The sequence below is a fragment of the Lachnospira multipara ATCC 19207 genome, from assembly GCF_000424105.1.
Taxonomy (GTDB): domain Bacteria; phylum Bacillota; class Clostridia; order Lachnospirales; family Lachnospiraceae; genus Lachnospira; species Lachnospira multipara.
The window spans coordinates 1-19,918 of record NZ_AUJG01000017.1; the positions used below are offsets into that span (position 1 = coordinate 1).

General features: G+C 32.5%; 17 protein-coding genes and 1 pseudogene. 1 reads left to right on the forward strand and 17 read right to left on the reverse strand.

Annotated elements, in window-relative coordinates; genetic code table 11:
- The 14 genes and pseudogenes from G600_RS16175 to G600_RS0111555 form a co-directional block, all read right to left on the reverse strand.
- Positions 1–131 (reverse strand): helix-turn-helix domain-containing protein (locus G600_RS16175; protein ID WP_155885977.1); only part of this gene is annotated, 131 nt, incomplete at its 3' end.
- Positions 97–195 (reverse strand): annotated as a pseudogene (locus G600_RS16300) (IS607 family transposase); the annotation flags it as partial. The gene G600_RS16175 and the pseudogene G600_RS16300, both read right to left, overlap by 35 nt.
- A 263-nt stretch (positions 196–458) precedes the next feature.
- On the reverse strand, positions 459–1,292 hold the full coding sequence (locus tag G600_RS0111500; protein ID WP_027432045.1) for a Cof-type HAD-IIB family hydrolase: 834 nt from the start codon (positions 1,290–1,292) through the stop codon (positions 459–461).
- A 98-nt stretch (positions 1,293–1,390) separates the two neighbouring features.
- Positions 1,391–1,906, reverse strand: coding sequence for a nitroreductase family protein (locus tag G600_RS0111505; protein ID WP_027432046.1), 516 nt, complete (start codon positions 1,904–1,906; stop codon positions 1,391–1,393).
- 633 nt (positions 1,907–2,539) lie between these two features.
- Positions 2,540–3,340: a PDDEXK family nuclease gene (locus tag G600_RS15245; protein ID WP_051195496.1), complete on the reverse strand. Its 801-nt coding sequence runs from the start codon at positions 3,338–3,340 to the stop codon at positions 2,540–2,542.
- A gap of 749 nt (positions 3,341–4,089) precedes the next feature.
- Positions 4,090–6,693 carry an ABC transporter permease gene (locus G600_RS0111515; RefSeq protein ID WP_027432047.1) on the reverse strand — a complete coding sequence of 868 codons (2,604 nt, stop codon included), beginning with the start codon at positions 6,691–6,693 and terminating at the stop codon, positions 4,090–4,092.
- 2 nt (positions 6,694–6,695) lie between these two features.
- Positions 6,696–7,382: an ABC transporter ATP-binding protein gene (locus G600_RS0111520; protein WP_027432048.1), complete on the reverse strand. Its 687-nt coding sequence runs from the start codon at positions 7,380–7,382 to the stop codon at positions 6,696–6,698.
- Positions 7,383–7,575: 193 nt separating this feature from the next.
- Positions 7,576–8,598, reverse strand: a complete 1,023-nt coding sequence (locus tag G600_RS0111525) for a sensor histidine kinase (protein ID WP_027432049.1) — start codon at positions 8,596–8,598, stop codon at positions 7,576–7,578.
- 20 nt (positions 8,599–8,618) lie between these two features.
- Positions 8,619–9,287, reverse strand: a complete 669-nt coding sequence (locus tag G600_RS0111530) for a response regulator transcription factor (protein ID WP_027432050.1) — start codon at positions 9,285–9,287, stop codon at positions 8,619–8,621.
- A 117-nt stretch (positions 9,288–9,404) separates the two neighbouring features.
- Positions 9,405–10,010 (reverse strand): ATP-binding cassette domain-containing protein, encoded by a 606-nt coding sequence (locus G600_RS0111535; RefSeq protein WP_027432051.1) that lies wholly within the window; start codon positions 10,008–10,010, stop codon positions 9,405–9,407.
- Positions 10,007–11,911 carry a hypothetical protein gene (locus G600_RS0111540; RefSeq protein ID WP_027432052.1) on the reverse strand — a complete coding sequence of 635 codons (1,905 nt, stop codon included), beginning with the start codon at positions 11,909–11,911 and terminating at the stop codon, positions 10,007–10,009. The genes G600_RS0111535 and G600_RS0111540 overlap by 4 nt, the downstream gene beginning before the upstream one ends.
- Positions 11,881–12,447, reverse strand: coding sequence for a hypothetical protein (locus G600_RS0111545; RefSeq protein ID WP_027432053.1), 567 nt, complete (start codon positions 12,445–12,447; stop codon positions 11,881–11,883). Before G600_RS0111545 ends, G600_RS0111540 begins: the two co-directional genes overlap by 31 nt.
- A gap of 225 nt (positions 12,448–12,672) precedes the next feature.
- Positions 12,673–13,074 (reverse strand): hypothetical protein, encoded by a 402-nt coding sequence (locus G600_RS0111550; RefSeq protein ID WP_027432054.1) that lies wholly within the window; start codon positions 13,072–13,074, stop codon positions 12,673–12,675.
- A 63-nt stretch (positions 13,075–13,137) separates the two neighbouring features.
- Positions 13,138–13,983, reverse strand: coding sequence for a hypothetical protein (locus tag G600_RS0111555; protein WP_027432055.1), 846 nt, complete (start codon positions 13,981–13,983; stop codon positions 13,138–13,140).
- A gap of 301 nt (positions 13,984–14,284) precedes the next feature.
- Between G600_RS0111555 and G600_RS0111560 the strand changes: the two genes are divergently transcribed.
- The gene (locus G600_RS0111560; RefSeq protein WP_027432056.1) at positions 14,285–15,499 is read left to right on the forward strand and encodes an IS256 family transposase; all 1,215 of its coding nucleotides are present in this window, start codon (positions 14,285–14,287) and stop codon (positions 15,497–15,499) included.
- Between the two features lie 348 nt (positions 15,500–15,847).
- Here G600_RS0111560 and G600_RS0111565 read toward each other — a convergent pair whose 3' ends face one another.
- The 3 genes from G600_RS0111565 to G600_RS14530 all read right to left on the reverse strand — a co-directional run bounded on the left by G600_RS0111565 (position 15,848) and on the right by G600_RS14530 (position 19,905).
- Positions 15,848–17,809: a fructose-1,6-bisphosphatase gene (locus G600_RS0111565; protein ID WP_027432057.1), complete on the reverse strand. Its 1,962-nt coding sequence runs from the start codon at positions 17,807–17,809 to the stop codon at positions 15,848–15,850.
- A 44-nt stretch (positions 17,810–17,853) separates the two neighbouring features.
- Entirely contained in the window at positions 17,854–19,158 is a 1,305-nt protein-coding gene (locus G600_RS0111570; protein ID WP_027432058.1) for a YwqG family protein, read from the reverse strand.
- Between the two features lie 132 nt (positions 19,159–19,290).
- Positions 19,291–19,905 (reverse strand): class D sortase, encoded by a 615-nt coding sequence (locus tag G600_RS14530; RefSeq protein ID WP_051195497.1) that lies wholly within the window; start codon positions 19,903–19,905, stop codon positions 19,291–19,293.
- Positions 19,906–19,918: the final 13 nt, after the last annotated feature.

Below are 19,918 nucleotides of genomic sequence, written 5' to 3' on the forward strand. Positions count from 1 at the left end.
CCTTTTTCGTAGTTTTCTTTTTCCTTAGCTAAAGCCCAATTAAAAGCAAATCTTGCTGCACCTGCGTACTGAAACATTTTCGTTTGTTGCACGTTATTAGGTATCAGCATTACTTTTATTGCCTTTATCATTATTCTCCTCTCCTTGAATCAATTCTTGGACAAGTTTCTTAGCTTTATTAGCTCTTTTGCCTTGTTAATAACTTATAAAACTCAACCGTATTTTATAGACTTTTATAAGTTTTATTTAACTGTCATCAACTCCTTTCTAGGTACATATACCGTAGACTATTACTAGTCCTTGCATCTGTTACAATTATAACGAACTATATGGGGAGTGTAAAGCGGACATTCGGAATTTGCTTTGCTAGTTCCTCATGAACGCAGTGGCACTTTGTGCTATCTGTCAGAAGGAGCTTTAACCCCTTCTGACACTAGTTAACTGCCTAATGGAATTAACTAAATCAGATTAAAGTGCTTAAAGGCCTTGTAAATTCCATCTTCATTTACACCCTCTGTTATATAATCTGCCATTGCCTTAATTTCTTCCCCGCCAGATGCTACTGCTATACCGATATTACATTTTTCAAGCATAGGAATATCCACCTTGGCATCCCCAATAGCGATGGTATTCTCTATAGATTCCCCTAGATGCTCAAGTAAGACATCAATAGCCTTGCCTTTATCAATGTTCTTAACTCCCAAATCCCCAAAGAGTGCAATCTCTCCTGCACCGCCCCAGGTTAAGGCCTTAAGCTCAGGAAATTCCTTAATTGAATCTAGGTGATCTTGATAACTAGAAAGGATAAAGGAAACTTTATTTACATCATCTCTATAAAGATCCGCTCCAAAAATCATATCTGGAAAAGCATCTCTAACTGTCATATTACTTGAGTCTTTTCCCTTACGACTTGCGTATTCTCTTATTGCAGTTTGTCCTTTTTCTTCAAAATTTTCTGAAGCATAAAGACCACTATTACACTCTAAGTAAAACTCTAATCCTCTTTCATGAAGCCAATCCACAATATGCTTAGTTTCTTCCTTGCTTATCTTTTTGTGCAGAATTACTTTATCACCATCCTTTACATAGGCTCCGTTCCCACCTATCATTCCATCAAGTCCTATATCCCAGATGTAATCGTAAACCTCTGCTTCTGATCTTCCAGTACAAATATAAACCTTGTGTCCATTGGCTCTAGCTTCTCTAATAGCCTTAGTTGCCGACTTTGGAAGCTTACCTTCATAATCAACAAGTGTTCCATCTACATCAATTAATACTATTTTTTTCTGCATAAAAACTCCATTTCTTTTGCGTGCGTGCCGGGCGCCGGCTACCATAAAGCAAGCAAAGCCTACTAAGTTAGCTTTATTACTAACTTAGTAGGCTTTTTTTATAAATACTTTACCATCTCATTAAGTGGTCTTAAATCTGTATGCATTGTAGATGGCACAACGCCTTCCTTAGCATAACCCATAGGCATTAAGCACACTGGCTTAACAGATTCTGGTAAGTTAAATTCCCTAGCTGTTAAAGTATTAGGGAATACATCTACCCAAACTGAGCCTACTCCTAAGTCTGCTGCCTCTAGCATCATATGACAAGCTACAATACTTGCATCCTGCTGACCTGAAGAAACTCCTTCTTCCTTAGAATTAAAATACTGCTCAGACTCTTCATAAGCAATAAGTAAGACAGTTGGTGCATTATAAGCACATCTACTAAGACTTCTAATCTTAGCAAGGCCCTCTTCACTTTGAATTACATAAACTCTTGCACACTGGTTATTCTTGGCTGTTGGCGCAATGTAACCAGCCTCAATAATCTTATCAAGAACTTCCTTTTCTATCTGCTTATCCTCATAATCTCTAACTGAGAAACGCTTCTTTGCTAATTCTAAAAACTCCATAAAGCCTCCTTAACACTATATATTTATATCTTATTGTAACATAGGTAAGAGGGGTTGTGGGAGTAACTATCGTTATTGTTTCTATTCTCGCTTATCCTACGCTTTCTCCTCCGTTCCATATGTCGTCATAGTTTGTGATTTTACAGTCAATCTTTCCTTTTTATAAATTTACCCGTAGGCTAATTTTGAGTCCTACGGGTAATCACTTACTTTTCTCTTATTTGACTGTATCAAAAAAATTTTGTTTTTCATCTTATACAGTCATTTATTAATTTCTCTGTTTTTGCCGGTAATGTAAAAAATCACTTTTTAGTGGTCGCTACATTCAGATTATAAATTTCTTGTGTTTGACTGTATCTCACCCAAATGTAATATTAAGTAAAAGTTGATAACATACAGGCAGAACATAAGAATTCTTCCTCTTACCTGTATGTATAAATAAAAAACAATTTTAATTTACCATCAATTCTTATTTTTCTTTATTATGCACGTATGATATACAATTTATTTAATTTCGCCTCTGCGGGTAATTACTTAAAAACCTACTTTTACCTGTAGCTATCCTTAAAAGAAACCTTAATGCATCTTTTATTTCAGACCATATGACCTCTGTCTTACTATTTCTTTCCTATTCTACAACAAGAACTTCTTAATCTTATCTTCAATAGACTTTACGTCAAATTTATATTCACTAGATTCTAGACTTAATATCAAGTTGTCTCCTGGAATATAACCATTCTTTTCATACATAAGAATCTTTTCAAAGTTCTTTGTTGCATAATCATCATCTGATACTAGCCCAAGATGTTCCCAGTAATAGGTCTTCTTAGTTCTTACATTTAATGCTACAAAATCTGGATAATATGATTGATATTTATTAGATACGAATAAAGGTTCATATTCGTAGGGGACGCCATACTTATCTAAAGTATCAGCTATGATTTTTTCAGATTTAGATCTTACCTTTTCACCTCTGTTTGTAGAAAACTGACCCTCTTCCGGATATTCATTTTTATTTCCTGGATGCTTCTCTCTCCACTCTGCTATAAAATCTTCTTCTGTCATTACGATAGGGACAACACACCTTTTCCTACCCTCCGGTAACTTTAAATACAAGTTTGTTATGTCATCTACATCATAATTTTTTATAAACTTCTCTAATCGTTTCTCCATTTCAATTAGCTTTTTATTAACTGATAACTCATATTCTCTTTGGATTATTTTAGTTGCTATCTTGCTATCAGCAACTGAAATATACTTCTTACCACCTTTTTTACCTTTATTAAGATAATACTGAGTATATCCCTTTCTTGTAGATACATTAATATGCTCTTTGGGTGTACCCTTAAGTTTCTTAAGATTTCTTTCTGATTGTCTTAAAAGTTGTTTAATTTCATCTAACTGTTTTTCTAATTGTGATAAATAATTCTCCATTATTACCTTCTTTCTTTTGTTTTAAAGATGAAGTATCTTATTCACCTTTTAATTTCTTTATAATTCTTTTTATTTGCCTGTTAGTTTTTAAACATGTCTACAGTCAATTTTATCTTTTTCTTTTATTACCTGTATGGGAAATTTTGGAAAAACTACTTTTTTACTTAATGATACATTCACATCTTATAAATTTGCAATTTACCTGTATGAAGATTTGTTGTGAGTTTTTAACTATTGCAGTCAATGAGAAATTTCTTACGATTTACCGGCATGATATCAATTAATTTCAGTTTATGTTTTTCGGTTGATACCAACAAATCTATCTTTTTCATGAATTAACTGTATTGATTTTTGTATTATATAAAAGGGCATGCAGCTAAATTTCTTTTTTACATATTTTACCTGTATACACTTAGAAACATTTAACTAGCCCGATACAGTTAGATTTCCTTTTTTCATCATTTGCACGTATAGGTAGCAAATCAAAAGACTCAAATACCATCAAAGCAAGTTTTTTTGTAATTTACCTGTGAAATTTCCCGGATTCTGGGAAGAATAGTCCCGCACACCACGTTAGACCGCACACTGCACCAGTCCGCAAGCCACGCCCCGTGCGCCACGTAAAACCACGCCCCGTGATGGCTCCCGCCACGCGAACAAAGAAAAAGATAGTTGTTTTCCCTTGGAAAACAACTATCTTAATATATAACCTACGCCATCATTATGTCAACCAATACACAATTTCAACATTAAGCATTCTCATTCTTTAATGCATCAATTGTATTTTCTTTCTTTATCTTTGAGTTTGAGTAAAGCATACTTACAAAGACTACGATGAATACACTAATAGCTGCTATTAGGATGCTTCTATATGGTAGCACATAATTAAATACATTATTCAGTGAAGAAATCTTATAAAGCACGTAGGAAAATGCTACTGAAATTGGTAAGCCAAGTATTAAACTCTTAAAGCCGTAGTTGATGCACTCGTAATTAAGCATCTTTCTTACTCCTGACTCCGACATACCAACGGATTTAAGCATTGCAATTTCTTTTTTACGAAGCATGATACTTGTTGAAATTGTGTTAAATATGTTAGCTACTGTAATTAGTGACATAAGGATAATAAAGCCATAACTAAACACGTCGACAATTTCAATTAACATCATTTCAGCTTCTAGCGTTTCCCTTGCATCTTCAAGTCCAGAGCTTGTATAACCTTTTGCAATCAAATATTGCTCAATATTACTATAAGCCTTTTTATGATCCTTTGCTTTTACAAAAATTTCCTTACTCATAAGCTCCGTATTATATAGACCATAAAACTTCTGCTCTAATACTTCATTCATCATGCTATGAGGATAAACTAAAGCCATATTGTTATATAAAATGTAATCATCTAATTCAATGCAAGCACCAACCTTAAAAGCCGTATCCTTCTTAATTTGATTAACGGCCATTTCTTCCTTTTCATCAGAAGCAATTAATTTATCAGCTGCAATATTTATGTCGAAATTTTTCAAATTCTTATCTATAACATTGTAGCGATAATTCTTTCCATTATGGATTTCTGATAAATTATTCTTTAAAAGAGCCTTAATGTTGTTACTATCATAATATTCACTTGAATCAAGATTATATTTATCACAAAGCTCATTAAATTCTTCATCATCCATAAACTTACAGACTACATATTGCTTATTAGCATAGTTGTTTAAATCCTGACTATATTTCTTACAATCCTTAGCTAAATAGTCATCATTAATATCAAAAAGTAAGGACTCTGTGTCATATAAAAAGCCTATTTCATCTACCTTATCAAGCTTTGAAAGGTCATTAGCTAATGCTTTAACATCCCAATCCTGCCAGATATGATAGTAGATATCATTATGTAGAGTTTTAAATTGTGAAAATATAGCTCTATCAGCATATGCACAAAATGATGAAGTTGTAATAAATAGGATAATACTTGCTGCAATTGATATTATTGTAAAATTGTATTTCTTTTTATTACGTTTAAAATTTTTCTTAGCCATCATAGCTTCAAAACCAAAAAGCTTTAAAGTTAATTTTGAGGTTTTAAGCTGCTTTGGACTTACCCTTATATCTGTTGTTTGACGAATAGCGTCAAGAGGTGTGATTTTTATTGCTCTTCTTGCTGGTATCCAAGCTGCAATTAAAGTTGTGATGTAACAAATAATTGCTGCAAGCAACAAGCCTAATGGACTAATCACTAACTTAATCTGTGTTTTAGCATATCCATAACTAGTCGCGCTAAAGTTATCTCTTAAAAAATAAAGGGTAATTCCCATACCAAGACAACCTATAATAATTCCTATTGGAATAGCAATTAAACTAAGAACAGTCGCCTCATATCTAATGCAGGCTCTAATCTGCTTTTTTGTAGCTCCAACTGACTTTAAAATGCCGATTTGCTTAGTTCTTTCGCTAACAGAAATGGCAAAAGAATTGTAAATTAAAGACACAGAACCAACTACAATTAAAGCAATTAAAAATCCTGCAAATAGCTTAATTGTATCTGCTATAGCACTTCCGCCTAAAACTCCATATAAACCAAGTAAATCTCTATGTGAATAAACCGCATCAACTCCAAGATCTGTTTTTAGCTTAGAGGCAACTTTGTCATAATCAGATAATTTTTTTACAGTAAATAACGCATTTACATTTTCATAAATATTAGTCTTATTATCCACTGTAAGAGCTAGGTAAGAGGCCGATTCTCTGCTATCAAGTTCATAGCTAAGGCGATTATAAACGCCTACAATTTTGTATTTTTTAGACACTGTGTTAACTAATGTCTCTTCCACATTCTCTCTTATAGCCATGTCTGGATTTATAATCTCACCATCGACTTCTCGAGTGCCAAGAGCGAGCTCAATTTCTTCCCCTTCTGAAAATGACATGCCGCCGTTAGTTAAAATGTTATCCGGAATTATAATTTCATTTTCATTTTCTGGCATGCGACCCTGCTTTAATTTAACACTAGCAAGTTTCTCTAAATTCTCTGACATACCAGCAATTCTAATATATGGCTTATATGTGTTTTCTGAATCAAATTTAGCCACCCCTAAATCTTCTAAATAAGCAATCTTATCTATGTCACTATTATTCTTTAATTTATCTAATTGTTCATTATTAACTTCAGAAACAAAGCCATGATAACTGCCCTCTGTTTCTATTACCATATTTCTAAAATAAACGATTCCTGAATTAGCACCTTCTATAACTGCTGTAAAAAGTGTCATAGAAAGGATAATGCCAATAATAGTTACAAGGGTTCTTGTTCTATTCTTTTTAAGGCTTTCCCTGGTATATTTACGAAAAATACTCACGACTATGCCCTCCTAATTCTTTCATCTCTAACGATTTTGCCATCTTCTACGGAAATTACTCGATCTGCCTGTAATGCTACATTTTCATCATGAGTAATTACAATTAAAGTCTGATTGAATTTCTTATTGGACTCCTTTAAAAGCTGTATGATTTCCTGACTATTTTTTGAATCTAGATTACCTGTTGGCTCATCTGCAAGAACCACTGCAGGTGTATTCATTAGTGCTCTACCAATCGAAACGCGCTGCTGCTGTCCACCTGATAGCTGATTTGGAAGATTTTTTAATCGCTTATCAAGGCCCAATATATTAATTAGCTCGCTAAGTCTTGCATTATCTACCTTTCTACCATCCATAAGCACTGGCAATGTCATATTTTCCACAACATTTAAAACCGGAATAAGATTGTAGAACTGATAAATTAAGCCCACATATCTTCTACGGAAAATCGCAAGCTGCTCCTCGTTTTGTTCATAAACATCCTGGCCATCCATGTAGACTTTACCACTAGTTGGTCTATCAACTCCGCCTAAAATGTGTAACAGCGTAGACTTACCAGAACCCGATGGTCCAATAATTGCCACAAATTCACCTTTTTCTATTGAAAATGATACGTTATCAAGTGCCCTAACTTCATTCTCACCCTTACCATAAATCTTGGTGAGATTTTCAATCTTTAGAATTTCCATTTTTTTCTCCTTATTGATTAATTTAGAAAACTTAAGTCTTTCATAACAGGATGTAAAGGACTTTAAGCAAATATATCATACCCTTAGCAGGTTCATTTCTTTGCTCTCTCATCCATCCAAAAACAGAATAACAAACTAAAATGACACCTAAATGACAATTAAAAATTAATTCTGTCACTTAAGTGTCATTTTATTACACAACGCTTTTATAAAATCTCACATCAAAGCAGGCTCCAAGCACTTCCCCTGTTTCGTGATTATAAATGTTACTAGCCTGAATTGTGCCATTTTGAGCCACAATTACAGAACGTGCCAAGGCAAGTCCTATACCTATGCTGTTTTTTGATGCATTTTCACCTTTATAAAATCTATCAAAAAGATATGGAATGTCCTTTTTTACAAATCCTTCTCCGGAGTCCTTTACTAGGATCTGGCTATAAATTGCATTATCGCTAGTCTCAATGCTTAAGCTACCACCAGGCTTAGTATGCTCAAGGCAGTTCTTAATTAAATTAGCAATGGCCTCAACGCTCCATTCCATATCCAACTCCAAATTAAAATCTTCTCCTTTTAAATCTAAAGAAATGTCCTTTAACTCCATAACAATTCTAAAATCCTCTAAAGATTTTTTGATTAAATCAGACATCTTAATTTCCTTAATTTCAAACTTAGCAGTCTTGGCATCGATTTTTGAAATCTTAAGGAGTGACTCAATGAGCCAATCTATTCTTTTAAGAGATGACTTTAACTCTCTTACATGCTCATGTCGTTTTTCTTCAATTAAATCATCCGATGACAACATATCTGTCACTATATTCATAGAAGTAAGAGGAGTTCTAAGCTGATGAGAAATGTCGTAAATGCTGTTAGCTAGCTCCACCTTATCCTCAAGTAACTTATTGGACTTATCTCTTAAATTAGAAGTCATCTTAGAAATCTCGCTTGAAAGAATAGCAAGTTCCCCTTCATTACAGCTTGTAAAGTCGATGCCATCATCACCATTAAGCACTTTACCTATCATCTCCGATAGTTTAGCAATTTCTCTATATCTTCTTTTTTCATAAAAATATGTCACTATATCAAGAATAAGCAAAATTCCTAAAATCAAAGCTAAAGCTTTTTTATTCACCTCAAATGCCAAAAGTAACATAGTTATTAACACAAATGCCAAACTATTACACAATAACAATATTCTAAATTCTTTATTTCTTATCATAAGCTAACCCATCCTATAATCTAATCCATTCTATAACCTCTACCGCGCACGGTCTTTATAATTGTAGGATTTGCCGGATCCTTCTCAATTTTTTCTCGAAGTCTCTTTATATAGACCGTTAGGGTATTATCATTAACATAATCCCCTGCAATATCCCAGATATCATCAAGTAGCTTATTTCTTGAAAGAAGTATTCCTCTGTTTTGAATAAAAATGACCAACAATCGATACTCCAGCGCAGAAAGATATATTTCTTCTCCTTCTCTAGATACCTGGCCCTTATCTAAATCCACCTTCAAACCCTCAATAAGAGTTACATTACTCTTCTTATCGTAACGTCTAAGTACATTTTTAATTCTAGAAACTAGTTCTCTTGGGCGGAAAGGCTTAGGAATATAATCATCAGCCCCCATTTCAAAGCCAGCAACTACACTTGTTTCATCCCCTGAGGCCGTTAAGAAAATTACCGGTATGTCTAGCATTTTCTTAATCTCTAAACAAACCCCATAGCCGTTGCCATCCGCTAGGGAAAGGTCAAGTAAAATCAAATCAAAGGCTTCTTTATCTATAATATCTAATGCATCTCTTTGGCCACTTACACTTCTAAGGCTAAAGCCTTCACTTTCAAGGTATTGGCTAAGAGACTCAATTATGCTAATATCATCCTCAACTATAAGTATTTTTGGCATAAAATTACCCTCTCTATAAATGTTAAATCTTCTTTAATATTATCATTTATAAAGAGGGTAAGCAATTATCTTATATATTTATTTACTCCCACCAGGCTTTCATTAGATTAATCACCTTTATAGATAAATCACCTTACTAGCTTCTTTTAAATAGTCCTTATTATGACTTACCATAATCACAGTTTTCCCTTCCTCCGACAATTTTTTCAAAATATCTATTACTATTCTTGCATTTTCCTCATCAAGAGAACCGGTTGGTTCATCTGCAAGAACTACTTTACTTTTCTTTAATAAGACCCTAGCAAGAGCTACTCTTTGCTGCTCACCACCTGAAAGCTTATAAACTTTAGTATTTAACTTATCTAGCATACCTACTCTTTCTAGTGCTTCTTTAATACTTATACCAGACCTATTTTTCTTTTTTATAATGCTAAGATTTTGCTTAACGGTCTTATTTTCTATTAAAGCAAAGTTTTGAAAAAGGAAGCTTACGTAGTCTCTTAAATATTGGGCATGTCCAATTTTTTCAATTTCTACATTATCTATTAGTATTCGTCCGGTATCATATTTTTCAAGATTTCCAAGGATATTTAAAAATGTAGACTTGCCACAACCACTTTTACCTGAAACCACTATAAAACTTCCATCATCTATTGTCTCATTTAAACCTTCAAAAAGCTTTTTTTCTCCAAAAGACTTAGATAAGTTTTCTATTTTAATCACAAGCATCCCCCTTTCAAAGTCTTTACCATAGATATTTTCTCCTGCCTTATAATAAATAAAGCAATGATTACATTCTCAATAATATCTAATATAAATCCTAAAATAATTGTCGTAATTATACTAAAAATTCCTGTAGCAACTCCTATTCCTATAGCCACCAATATTGCCAAAGCATTTCCAATATTCATCTTTAAAAACAGATATTTATTTCTTTCAAAGAAACTTAAACCAAGCATTTCTTTTACTGCATGCTCCATTGCGTATTCTCTAAATTCAAGGCCTAGCATTTGAATAATCATTACCATTTCCAAAATGATTACAAGCACACATAGTGATGCTAAAAATGAAACCAATCGCTTTATAAAGCTCATCTGATAATCGTAAATATCCCCTACTTTAGATATAATTAAGCTGTCTTTATACTGGCTATCCCCTAAAAGATTTTCTATCTCTTCTTTAGAATGTCCATAAATTACAGTCCTATTAGCAGCGTACATTTGCTTAGGAATACCAACACTTCCCTTTAAATATATAATTGTAGGATTAGACACATTTTCAAAACGATTATATTGGCCGTTGCCAATACAAAGCATAGATATTTTTTTGCTATATTCTAGCTCCTCTAAACTTAAGTCATCCAGTTCGTTCATGGACATAATCCCTTCAACTTCAGGCATGAAAATTGTCTTTTTTTTACTATGAATAACCAAACAATCCGATTCCTCATTTTGATTTTCACTTATTAGTTGCTTTATACTATCTGGCAACAAATCTATTGCAGATTCATTTACAATAATATATGGGTATTTCCCATCATTTATTTTCATACATAATTTTATGTTTAAATCAGACTCATTTAACACATCCCATACAGCATAATCAATAAAATCAAGTGATGTATCTGTAATAAAAACATCATCTTTTATAGTTTCTATCTGCTTCTTTTGTGCAGTTTTAAATGTATTTTTACCAATAGATGAAATGTTTGTTGCAAGGCTAAAAACTACTAACGAAAAAGCTAACAGTTTTATGAAATATAAAAACCAAAGTGCATTTTTATTGTCATTTACATTAGAAAACACCGCCTTAATATTCATTTTTAACAAAAGGAAATTGCATAAAGCAGCTAATATAACACATATTTGATATATACAAAAAGCTAATATTGCCCTGTAATCACCTGATATAAAATTAAACACAAATAATTTTGCTACAATGTAAATCAATTCATATATTATTAAATCCAACAAAAAAGACTTAATAACTATTTCCTTTAAATTTTCACCATAAACTGCACGTAAAATAATGCTTTTCTTTCTTCTAAAAACTGTAATTAAACTTATTATTAAAATCATAATACCAATTAAAGTCCAAACAATTATTATCATATCATTTTCATTAATTAGACTTTTTACTTGGCTTATTGTTTCATATTTTTCTGATAAAATTTTTTTCGTTTCTTTGCTGTTATTTAAGATAAGGAAACTATTGTTTGAACTAATTTCGTCTATAGATAGCTCATCTATATTTTTGTAAATAATAGACAAATTTCCATTTAACAATGACTTATATTTTCTTTCTTTTAAGGCGGTTTTCTTTATAAAATAATTTTTTGCTTCATCTGAATTAACATAGATTAAAAGCTTGGTCTCCAATTCGCTTTCTTTTTCAAAGACGGGATAACAAATCCAATTTCCCTCATTTGATAGACTAATCAAATCTTGCTTTAGTTCGCTTAATTGATCTTCGTTATAGTCAATTTTCATTCTTCCAAATTTGCTATATATAGAATCATAAATTGTTATATGAAACAATTCACATCTCATAACAAATCCCAAACAAACTATCATAAAAATCAAAATAATATTTACTATTCTTTCCAAGGCATCTCTAATCCCCATAAGTCTTCCGCCTTTCTAAATAATATATCTATTTTGTCTGTATTTTCATCTACATAAGGTTGATATTCTTCATATCTTGCTGTTCTACTATCCTCTAGATATATTTGTCTGCCATCTAGTATTACCCCAAGTTCTTTTATATTTCCTGTGAAATCTTCTAGCCAAATTATTAAACTATAATCTCCCATAACATACATCATCTTCCCAGGATTTTCTGGATCTGGTCCAACTAATTCCATTGGTGATGTAATCGCCAAGTTTCCATCATCCCACAACCATAATGCTGGCATACTTACACTTAAAGTAAATTTATCATTATCCCAAACAGCAATATTCTTTATATCTGCTTCACCTTTTTTGTCTGTACAATATACACTATTTTCTGTCTTAACATAATACTTATGAAATGGTTTATATTTTCCATAATACCAAGCTATACTCATTACACCTAGAATTAAAAAAAGAAATGTGAAACATAAAATAAATGCTTTACTATGAAGTATTCTTTTAATTCTTTCTTTCCTCTCTTTTTTCATACTACAGCCCCATTAAAAAATATTATCTCACGCCCCGACATTGTTTATTACTTAACAATACTTCTATCTAACTTTATTGTAAGACTTTAAGTATATAAAGTAAAGTAATACTTTATATACACGTATAAAAAAACAAGCTAAATTTTTCTTTACTAGGAACACATTTGTATTTCAATCTTTAAAACGTAAAGTTAAGGTAAAAAGCAAATGTAATTGTTTATATTGTTAAAACTTAGTATTAGTTGCTCTACGATCAAGCTTTCTTCTTATTAAATTAGTTATTGCTAAATAACATAATGCTACTAAAATCAAGAATACCAATAATACTAATATCCACCAAGCACTACCCATAAATGGTAACTCATTAGTAAATCCAAATGCTCCTGCCTTACTTCCCCAATTTAAGAAGAAATAAGGATATTTAATTCCTTCAGCAAACTGCCAACCCTTAACATATCCAATGCCTGCATAAATTGCATAGAGAATTGGTGGAATAATAACATAAATCACGTCTTTTTTCTTCAAACTTCCAACATGACTTACAACAAAGAAATCTACTGCTGATACAAAAACAATTATCTTTAATAGATAACTAATTCTTTTTTGCGAATTTGATAATGATCTCATAATTCCTCCTGCTTGAAATTAACTTATCATTACAAGTCTTGAGCATCTTAGATTTGTTTAGTTTTATAATAAATAGCTTTCTATCATTCTCTCAACTGTCTTAACGTCAAGATTTACACCTTCTGATTCCATACTAAGAATTAAATCCTTACCTGGAAATAAGCCGTTTCCTATATAGTCTTGTATCTTGGAAAAATTCTTAGTGGCATAATCATATTCTGAAATAAGACCTAAATGCTCCCAGTAATAAGTATGGCCTGTTCTTAGATTTAATACCGCAAAATCGGGATAAACTGTTGAAAAATTAGATAGTTCTAGACGAGGTTCGTATGCATATGGAATATTATATTTAAAAAGTAAATCAGCTATTATCTTCTCTGACTTTGATCTTACGTACTCATTATTATTTGTCTTATACTGTCCATCTTGTGGATATGTATTTTGCATGGCTGGATGTAATTTGTACCATTCCTCTATATATTCTTCTTTTGACTTTATTATAGGTACAACCATTTCCTTTTTACTTTTCTTTAAGCCTTCATATGTATTATAGATTTCTTCAATATCATAGATCTTTAGTAATCTTAATAAGCTATTCTGTATCTTTTTTAGCTTATCATTAACAGCTAAATCATAATCTCTTTGAATATACTTCTTAAGATTCTTCTCATCTTCTCTTTTTACGTAGCTTTTCTTTTTTGTTCTCTTATCATATATGTAATAATTCTCTTTTCCTTTTATTGTAGAGCTATATACACATAGATTCTTATCATCTTTATCTTTATATCTAGCAATATTTTTATTGGATTCCTTCAACAATCTAGTAATATCACTAAGTTGCTCAGTTAATTCATTCTTGTAATTATAGATGTGGTCTAGGTCTTTGTTAACTTTACGTTTCTTTGCCATGTGGCTCCTTTCTTTTGTGGTGGTAGTGGTCCGGGAGGGGGGGAACCTCCGTAAGGTGCTGAATTTCCCGGTGGTTTTAGCGGTCCGGCAGGGGGAACCTCCGTAAGGTGCTGAATTTCCCGGTAGTTTTAGCGGTCCGAGAGGCTACAACAAACTAATTTCTACTGATTTCCGGCGAATTTTTCTATAAGGAGATAAAGCCCATATAATGGTGTAAATTCAAAAAATAAAAAGAGCCAAGAGCTCATCTTTCAGTTAAAATTAAGTTACCACACAAAACATAATTGAAAGGATGAACACTATGGCTCAATTACATTTTACATTGGATTACGATTTTTTTGTAGGACTTTTCTCAGAAACTAAAGATGAAGCCTTTGGAAAGCTGATGGAAGCTTTACTGAATCAGGTACTCTTAGCAGAATCTTCCGAACAATTAGGTGCGGAAAATTATGAACGTTCTTCCAATCGTTCTGATTATCGTAATGGAACTCGAACTAGGAGTTTGACTACAAGGATTGGAAAAATAGAATTACAGGTTCCAAGACATAGAAATGTGCCTTTTAAAACAGCTTTATTTGAGAACTATCAGCGCAATGAACAAGCTTTGATTTCTACTATGATGGAAATGGTTATTCAAGGTGTTTCAACTAGAAATGTTAAGAAAGTAACCGAGGAATTATGCGGGGAGTCTTTCTCAAAATCTACTGTCTCTGAGATTTGCAAGGAACTAGATGTTCCAATCAAGCATTTCAAAGAGCGACTTTTACCTGAACACTATCCATTTATTATAGTTGATGCTATTTATCTTAAAGCTCGTGAAGAGCATAGGATTAAGTCTAAAGCATTATTTATTGCTATAGGAATCAATAATACAGGCCATAAAGAAGTCCTTGGTTTTGAAGTCTATGACTCAGAGAAAACAAACACTTGGAGAGACTTTTTTGAAGGCCTTAAAAGCCGTGGATTAAGAGGCGTTGATATCGTTATCTCAGATGCACACGCTGGACTTGTAGAAGCAATAAAAGAATGTTTTACAGGATCATCATGGCAACGCTGCCAAGCTCATTTTACAAGAAACATCATTGATAAATGCCCTAAGAAATATAGCACTGGCTTAGCTGCTGAATTAAGAGACATGTTTAATTCATCAACAGTTGAAGAAGCTAGACGCTTAAAATCAAGCATTTACGATGAATATCAAGATGTTGCCTCAGAAGCTATGTCTATTTTAGATGAAGGATTTGAAGACAGTATAACAATCATGGCCTTACCTTCTAAATATCGCATTGCTTTAAGAACTAGTAACATCATAGAGCGTGAAAATAGAGAAATAAGGCGACGCGAAAGAGTAATACAAATTTTTCCTAATACGGAATCAATCATCAGACTCATTGGTGCAATTCTCTATGATGATCACAATGATTGGAGTGTAGCACAGAGACTCTTTGACATGCAAGAGTATTACGATAACCTCAATAAAATACAAAAGAAGCTCTTAAAAAGAAGAGTGGCCTAAGGAAAACTATTTTAGCTGAAAGATGAATTTACACACAAATATGGACTTGACTTTGATTTCTCTGAACATCCCACTATTTAGTCGATTTTTCAGAGATTTCGCATTCCTTATTCTTTCGTGATTCTAAATTTCTCTGAATATCCCACTATTTAGTCGATTTTTCAGAGATTTCGCGTTCCTTATTCTTATTTCAGGACTTGCCCCACAATTTTTTTATCATTATAGTGTTACAAACAGTACAAACTATACATTAAACTCGCTTATTTGTAAAGTTCTAATTTTATTACTATTATAAATTCCCAGACAGCTACAAAAAAGAACCACAGGCCTCTGGCCTGCGGTTCTTTCCTACTCTTTTTCTACTAACTCGCCTTTTCTATAGGCTCTTAGTAGTTCCTCTAATTCTTCAATTGTTTCCTTAATTTCTTTACCTGTATCTGTATCTGCCACTGTTTTTCTACGTTCTACATGCTGTACAAGTACTGTTTCTGAATGAATATCACTACCAGTTTCTACAGCCTTTTCTACGGATTCAAAAGGTTCGTGAGCTGCAAGCAAGAAACCATAAGAATTATAAGTTAAAGTATAACCTGCAATTCCAGTTTTAGGTTGATAAGCTTTAGAAAAGCCACCATCTATTACAAGAAGTCTACCGCCACATTTAATAGGTAGTTCTCCCTTCTTAGTTTCTACTGGTACATGACCGTTAATAATACGACTCTCTGAAGAATTTAAGCCAAATTCATTAAGAATCATAGTAACTGTCTCATCTTTATCATACCATGTATAATATGGATTCTTTAATTCAAGATGAGTCTCCTTATCCTCTATAAAATATCTCTCAAAAGTGGCCATTTTATCCTTGCCAAATACAGGAGAATTCTTGTGACACCAAGTATACCAAAGCATATCCATACCAATCTGCTTTTCCTCAGGATCTATGGCATAGTAACCCTTTCTTAACCATTTTTCAAGTTCGTCATAAAGAGCTTTACCCTTATATTTATGTCCACAAAGTTCAACCTCTAAGAACTTTCCCTTATCATTTAGCGGAACACAACCATGATAAAGTAAATTATTATTATAAACCTTATAAAGACTGCCTTTTCTATATAGGAAGCGAACATGTTCCTGAAGCTTATCACAATTAATAAAGGCAGCTTTTAACTTTTCCATAACCTCTTCTTCTCTAACTGATAACTTATATGGATCATCAGGATCAAGAGTAGGGAAATTACTATCCTTTAATTGATATTCCTTTCCATCTATAGTAACAGTGCCCTTTTCAATATTAATCTTATCAAGTAAAAGTCTATCTTCCATTCTAAATTCTGGATGTTTCTTAATCATCTGACCTTCAAGCTTAAACTGGATAATAGCAATAGCTTTATGCATCTTTCTATCCATTTGTGCGTTTGCTAAGTCATATTCTCCTTCGCGATAATGAAGTCTAAAACATTCACAAGGATCATCCTTATAAGTATCAATAGCAAACTTAAATAAAGGTAAGAGATTAATTCCATAACCGTCTTCTAAAATATCTAGATTACCATATCTTGCAGAGAAACGCAGTACTGTTGCTATACAGGCAAGTTGACCTGTAGCTGCACCCATCCACACTATATCATGATTACCCCACTGGATATCCACACTATGATAGTGCATAAGTGTATCCATGCAAATGTGTGACCCCGGCCCTCTGTCATAAATATCTCCTACAATATGAAGATGATCAATTACAAAACGGCTGATGGCCTTAGATAACGCAATTATTAAATCTGGTGCTTTTCCAAGACGAATTACTGTCTTAATAATCTCATTAAAATAAGCTTCCTGATCTCCTAAATCCCTTCTTCCAGTAATAAGTTCTTCTATTACATAAGCAAAGTCCTTTGGAAGGGCCTTTCTAACTTTAGAACGAGTATACTTACTTGCTGAGGACTTGCAAACTCTAATAAGTCTATTAATCATTACAAGATACCAGTCATCCATAGAGTTAACCATCTTTTTTCTTTGAATCAAACTAATCCTCTCCTCCGGATAGTAAATCAAAGTGGCTAAATCTCTCTTCTCTTTTTCTGATAAAATGTTTCCAAATTCATCGTCTATCTTTCGTTTCACAGCACCTGATCCATTTTTTAATACATGGGCAAATTGCTCATGTTCTCCATGAATATCAGAAAGAAAATGCTCTGTTCCTTTAGGTAAACTAAGAATTGATTGTAAATTAATAATTTCTGTTGCAGTCATTGCAACATTAGTAAACTGTTTTGAAAGTATTTTAAGATACTGTTTGTCATTATCCATAATGCCTCTCCTCCCAAAATCTAATAAATTTACCCCAACTTATATAGTTAACAGCAATCCCAATTATAAAGTACATCACTAAAATCTAGCTTTGCTAACTTCTCACTATTTATAAAAAAGTTGCTAACACCACTATCACCAAACATCAAATCAAATGCCCTATCATATTCACTATCTAACTGAAATAGTAATGTATCATATTTTTCATAAGCATCTTTTAAATATTCTCTTGGATCTTCCTGACAAAAAATAGGATATCCCAACAACTTATGATTAGCTCCATCCTGTCCTTGCTCTATATAATTTACATCATCTTCACTTAGATAATTCCAATAAAATTTATCTTTACAATCTATTTGAAAATTTTCCTTTAATATATCTGCGACCCTTTCTCTAAAATCACCCTGATAAGAATTAATAGATTCCCTTTTAACTTCAAACATCATAGGATATGACTTTTGGGTTGGAAACATAAAAAATTCGTCTTCTATATCTTCATTTGAGATAATCCCCATATTTTTAACATCATCCAAACTAATTGTCTCATCAATAAATTCATGATAAACAACTTTATGTCCATTTTCTTCATCTAGTCCAATCATGTCATCATTAGCAACAAAGAACTGTAAAAGCCCATGATCCGGAAATTTTTCATGTTTAAAATCTGCCAAATTTATCTGAGCAAGCAAAAGCATTTTATTGCCTTCATTATCTAAAGGATATTCTTTATCCTTTGGCCAATATGGATAACCTGCAACTTTGCTATCACAAAGTCCTGGTGTATCAATTCCAAGGCGAATACTTATAACATCTGTTTCTGTCTCTTTTTTTATACTCTCAAGAATAAAATCTAATTTATCCTTACCAATTGTCTCACCCTTAATCTTAGGTGTACGTTCCTGCCATCTTTCTTCTATATAAGAAGATAAACCTTTATAATACTCTTCATTAAATTCAAGAAATAAATATGCTTCATTCTTAAATTCATCACAATTATATTTTTCCTCACCGAAAACTGATAATGCATATACATCTACATCATTGGGAAATCCATTTTTATTAAACCTGTAGTATTCATTTGCAAATCGTCTTCCTTCATCCTTTATAAAATCTGTCTCTAAACCAGCTCTTACAAGCTTACTGTTTCTGATTACAGCTCTTAAATCTTTCTTTCCTGAAAATGCAGCTTTAAAATCAGGTTCTTTATCTAATAACTCTTCCTTAATTTGTCCCTTTTCATAAAGCCATCTATAAAATACCGCTATATGATTAAAGCCTGATAGTGGCTTACAAGCAAGTCCCTTTTTTTCAATTTTTTCTTCATGATCATTTCCAAAATCTAATACTGACATATTTCCTCCCACCAAATTTATATTTCTGTTTCTATTTTCTTACATACAATACAACTGTAGTTTATCATAAATATAATAAAAAAGCCTCAAATCTTTTTATAAGATTTGAGACTTTTTGTATTATTTCTATGTTTAATTATTAACCCTAGTTGCAATAATAACTAATCTATGAGTTGCGATATAAATTGGTGTACAAGTATAAAGCGTTAATGTTTCCTTATCTCCGATATTATCTAGAATATATGTATCCGTTGGCTCAACTACCTTAATTTCAGTAACTTCATAGCGATATTCATCCGTCATACTTTCTAGATAAATTTCATCGCCAACCTGGACCTCATTAAGTCTGTTAAAATATTTTCCAAAGCTATAATTTCTATGACCTGCAATTACGCAATTACCTTGATTTCCTGCATAAGCCGTTGAAGAATCATGTCCTAAGGAGTCAGATAAAACGTCAGCTTCAACCCCTTCTCTTACTGGATTTTCCGAATCAATTGAAGGGATTTTTAAAACGTAGAGTAATTCGCCCTCTTCATAATCCTGATTTTCTTCCTTCTCTTCATAGGCTTTTTGCAAACTGCTGTCATTTTCAATAGCCTCTTTGCTATCTTCAAATTCCACTAACGTTTTATTAGCCTGTATATACTGCCTAAGATTTAACAGGACAGAGGCTATAAAAAGCCCCAATCCTACAATAATAAATATTAAAGCAAGTATTTTTATAACAAGAGTTTTCTTAGTCATATAATCAACCTAT

Bases quoted from the DNA above. Each gene is read 5' to 3' on its own strand.
- G600_RS0111500 (WP_027432045.1), bottom strand. From the start codon at position 1,292: ATGCAGAAAAAAATAGTATTAATTGATGTAGATGGAACACTTGTTGAT.
- G600_RS0111505 (WP_027432046.1), bottom strand. From the start codon at position 1,906: ATGGAGTTTTTAGAATTAGCAAAGAAGCGTTTCTCAGTTAGAGATTAT.
- G600_RS15245 (WP_051195496.1), bottom strand. From the start codon at position 3,340: ATGGAGAATTATTTATCACAATTAGAAAAACAGTTAGATGAAATTAAA.
- G600_RS0111520 (WP_027432048.1), bottom strand. From the start codon at position 7,382: ATGGAAATTCTAAAGATTGAAAATCTCACCAAGATTTATGGTAAGGGT.
- G600_RS0111525 (WP_027432049.1), bottom strand. From the start codon at position 8,598: ATGATAAGAAATAAAGAATTTAGAATATTGTTATTGTGTAATAGTTTG.
- G600_RS0111530 (WP_027432050.1), bottom strand. From the start codon at position 9,287: ATGCCAAAAATACTTATAGTTGAGGATGATATTAGCATAATTGAGTCT.
- G600_RS0111540 (WP_027432052.1), bottom strand. From the start codon at position 11,911: ATGGGGATTAGAGATGCCTTGGAAAGAATAGTAAATATTATTTTGATT.
- G600_RS0111545 (WP_027432053.1), bottom strand. From the start codon at position 12,447: ATGAAAAAAGAGAGGAAAGAAAGAATTAAAAGAATACTTCATAGTAAA.
- G600_RS0111550 (WP_027432054.1), bottom strand. From the start codon at position 13,074: ATGAGATCATTATCAAATTCGCAAAAAAGAATTAGTTATCTATTAAAG.
- G600_RS0111555 (WP_027432055.1), bottom strand. From the start codon at position 13,983: ATGGCAAAGAAACGTAAAGTTAACAAAGACCTAGACCACATCTATAAT.
- G600_RS0111560 (WP_027432056.1), top strand. From the start codon at position 14,285: ATGGCTCAATTACATTTTACATTGGATTACGATTTTTTTGTAGGACTT.
- G600_RS0111570 (WP_027432058.1), bottom strand. From the start codon at position 19,158: ATGTCAGTATTAGATTTTGGAAATGATCATGAAGAAAAAATTGAAAAA.
- G600_RS14530 (WP_051195497.1), bottom strand. From the start codon at position 19,905: ATGACTAAGAAAACTCTTGTTATAAAAATACTTGCTTTAATATTTATT.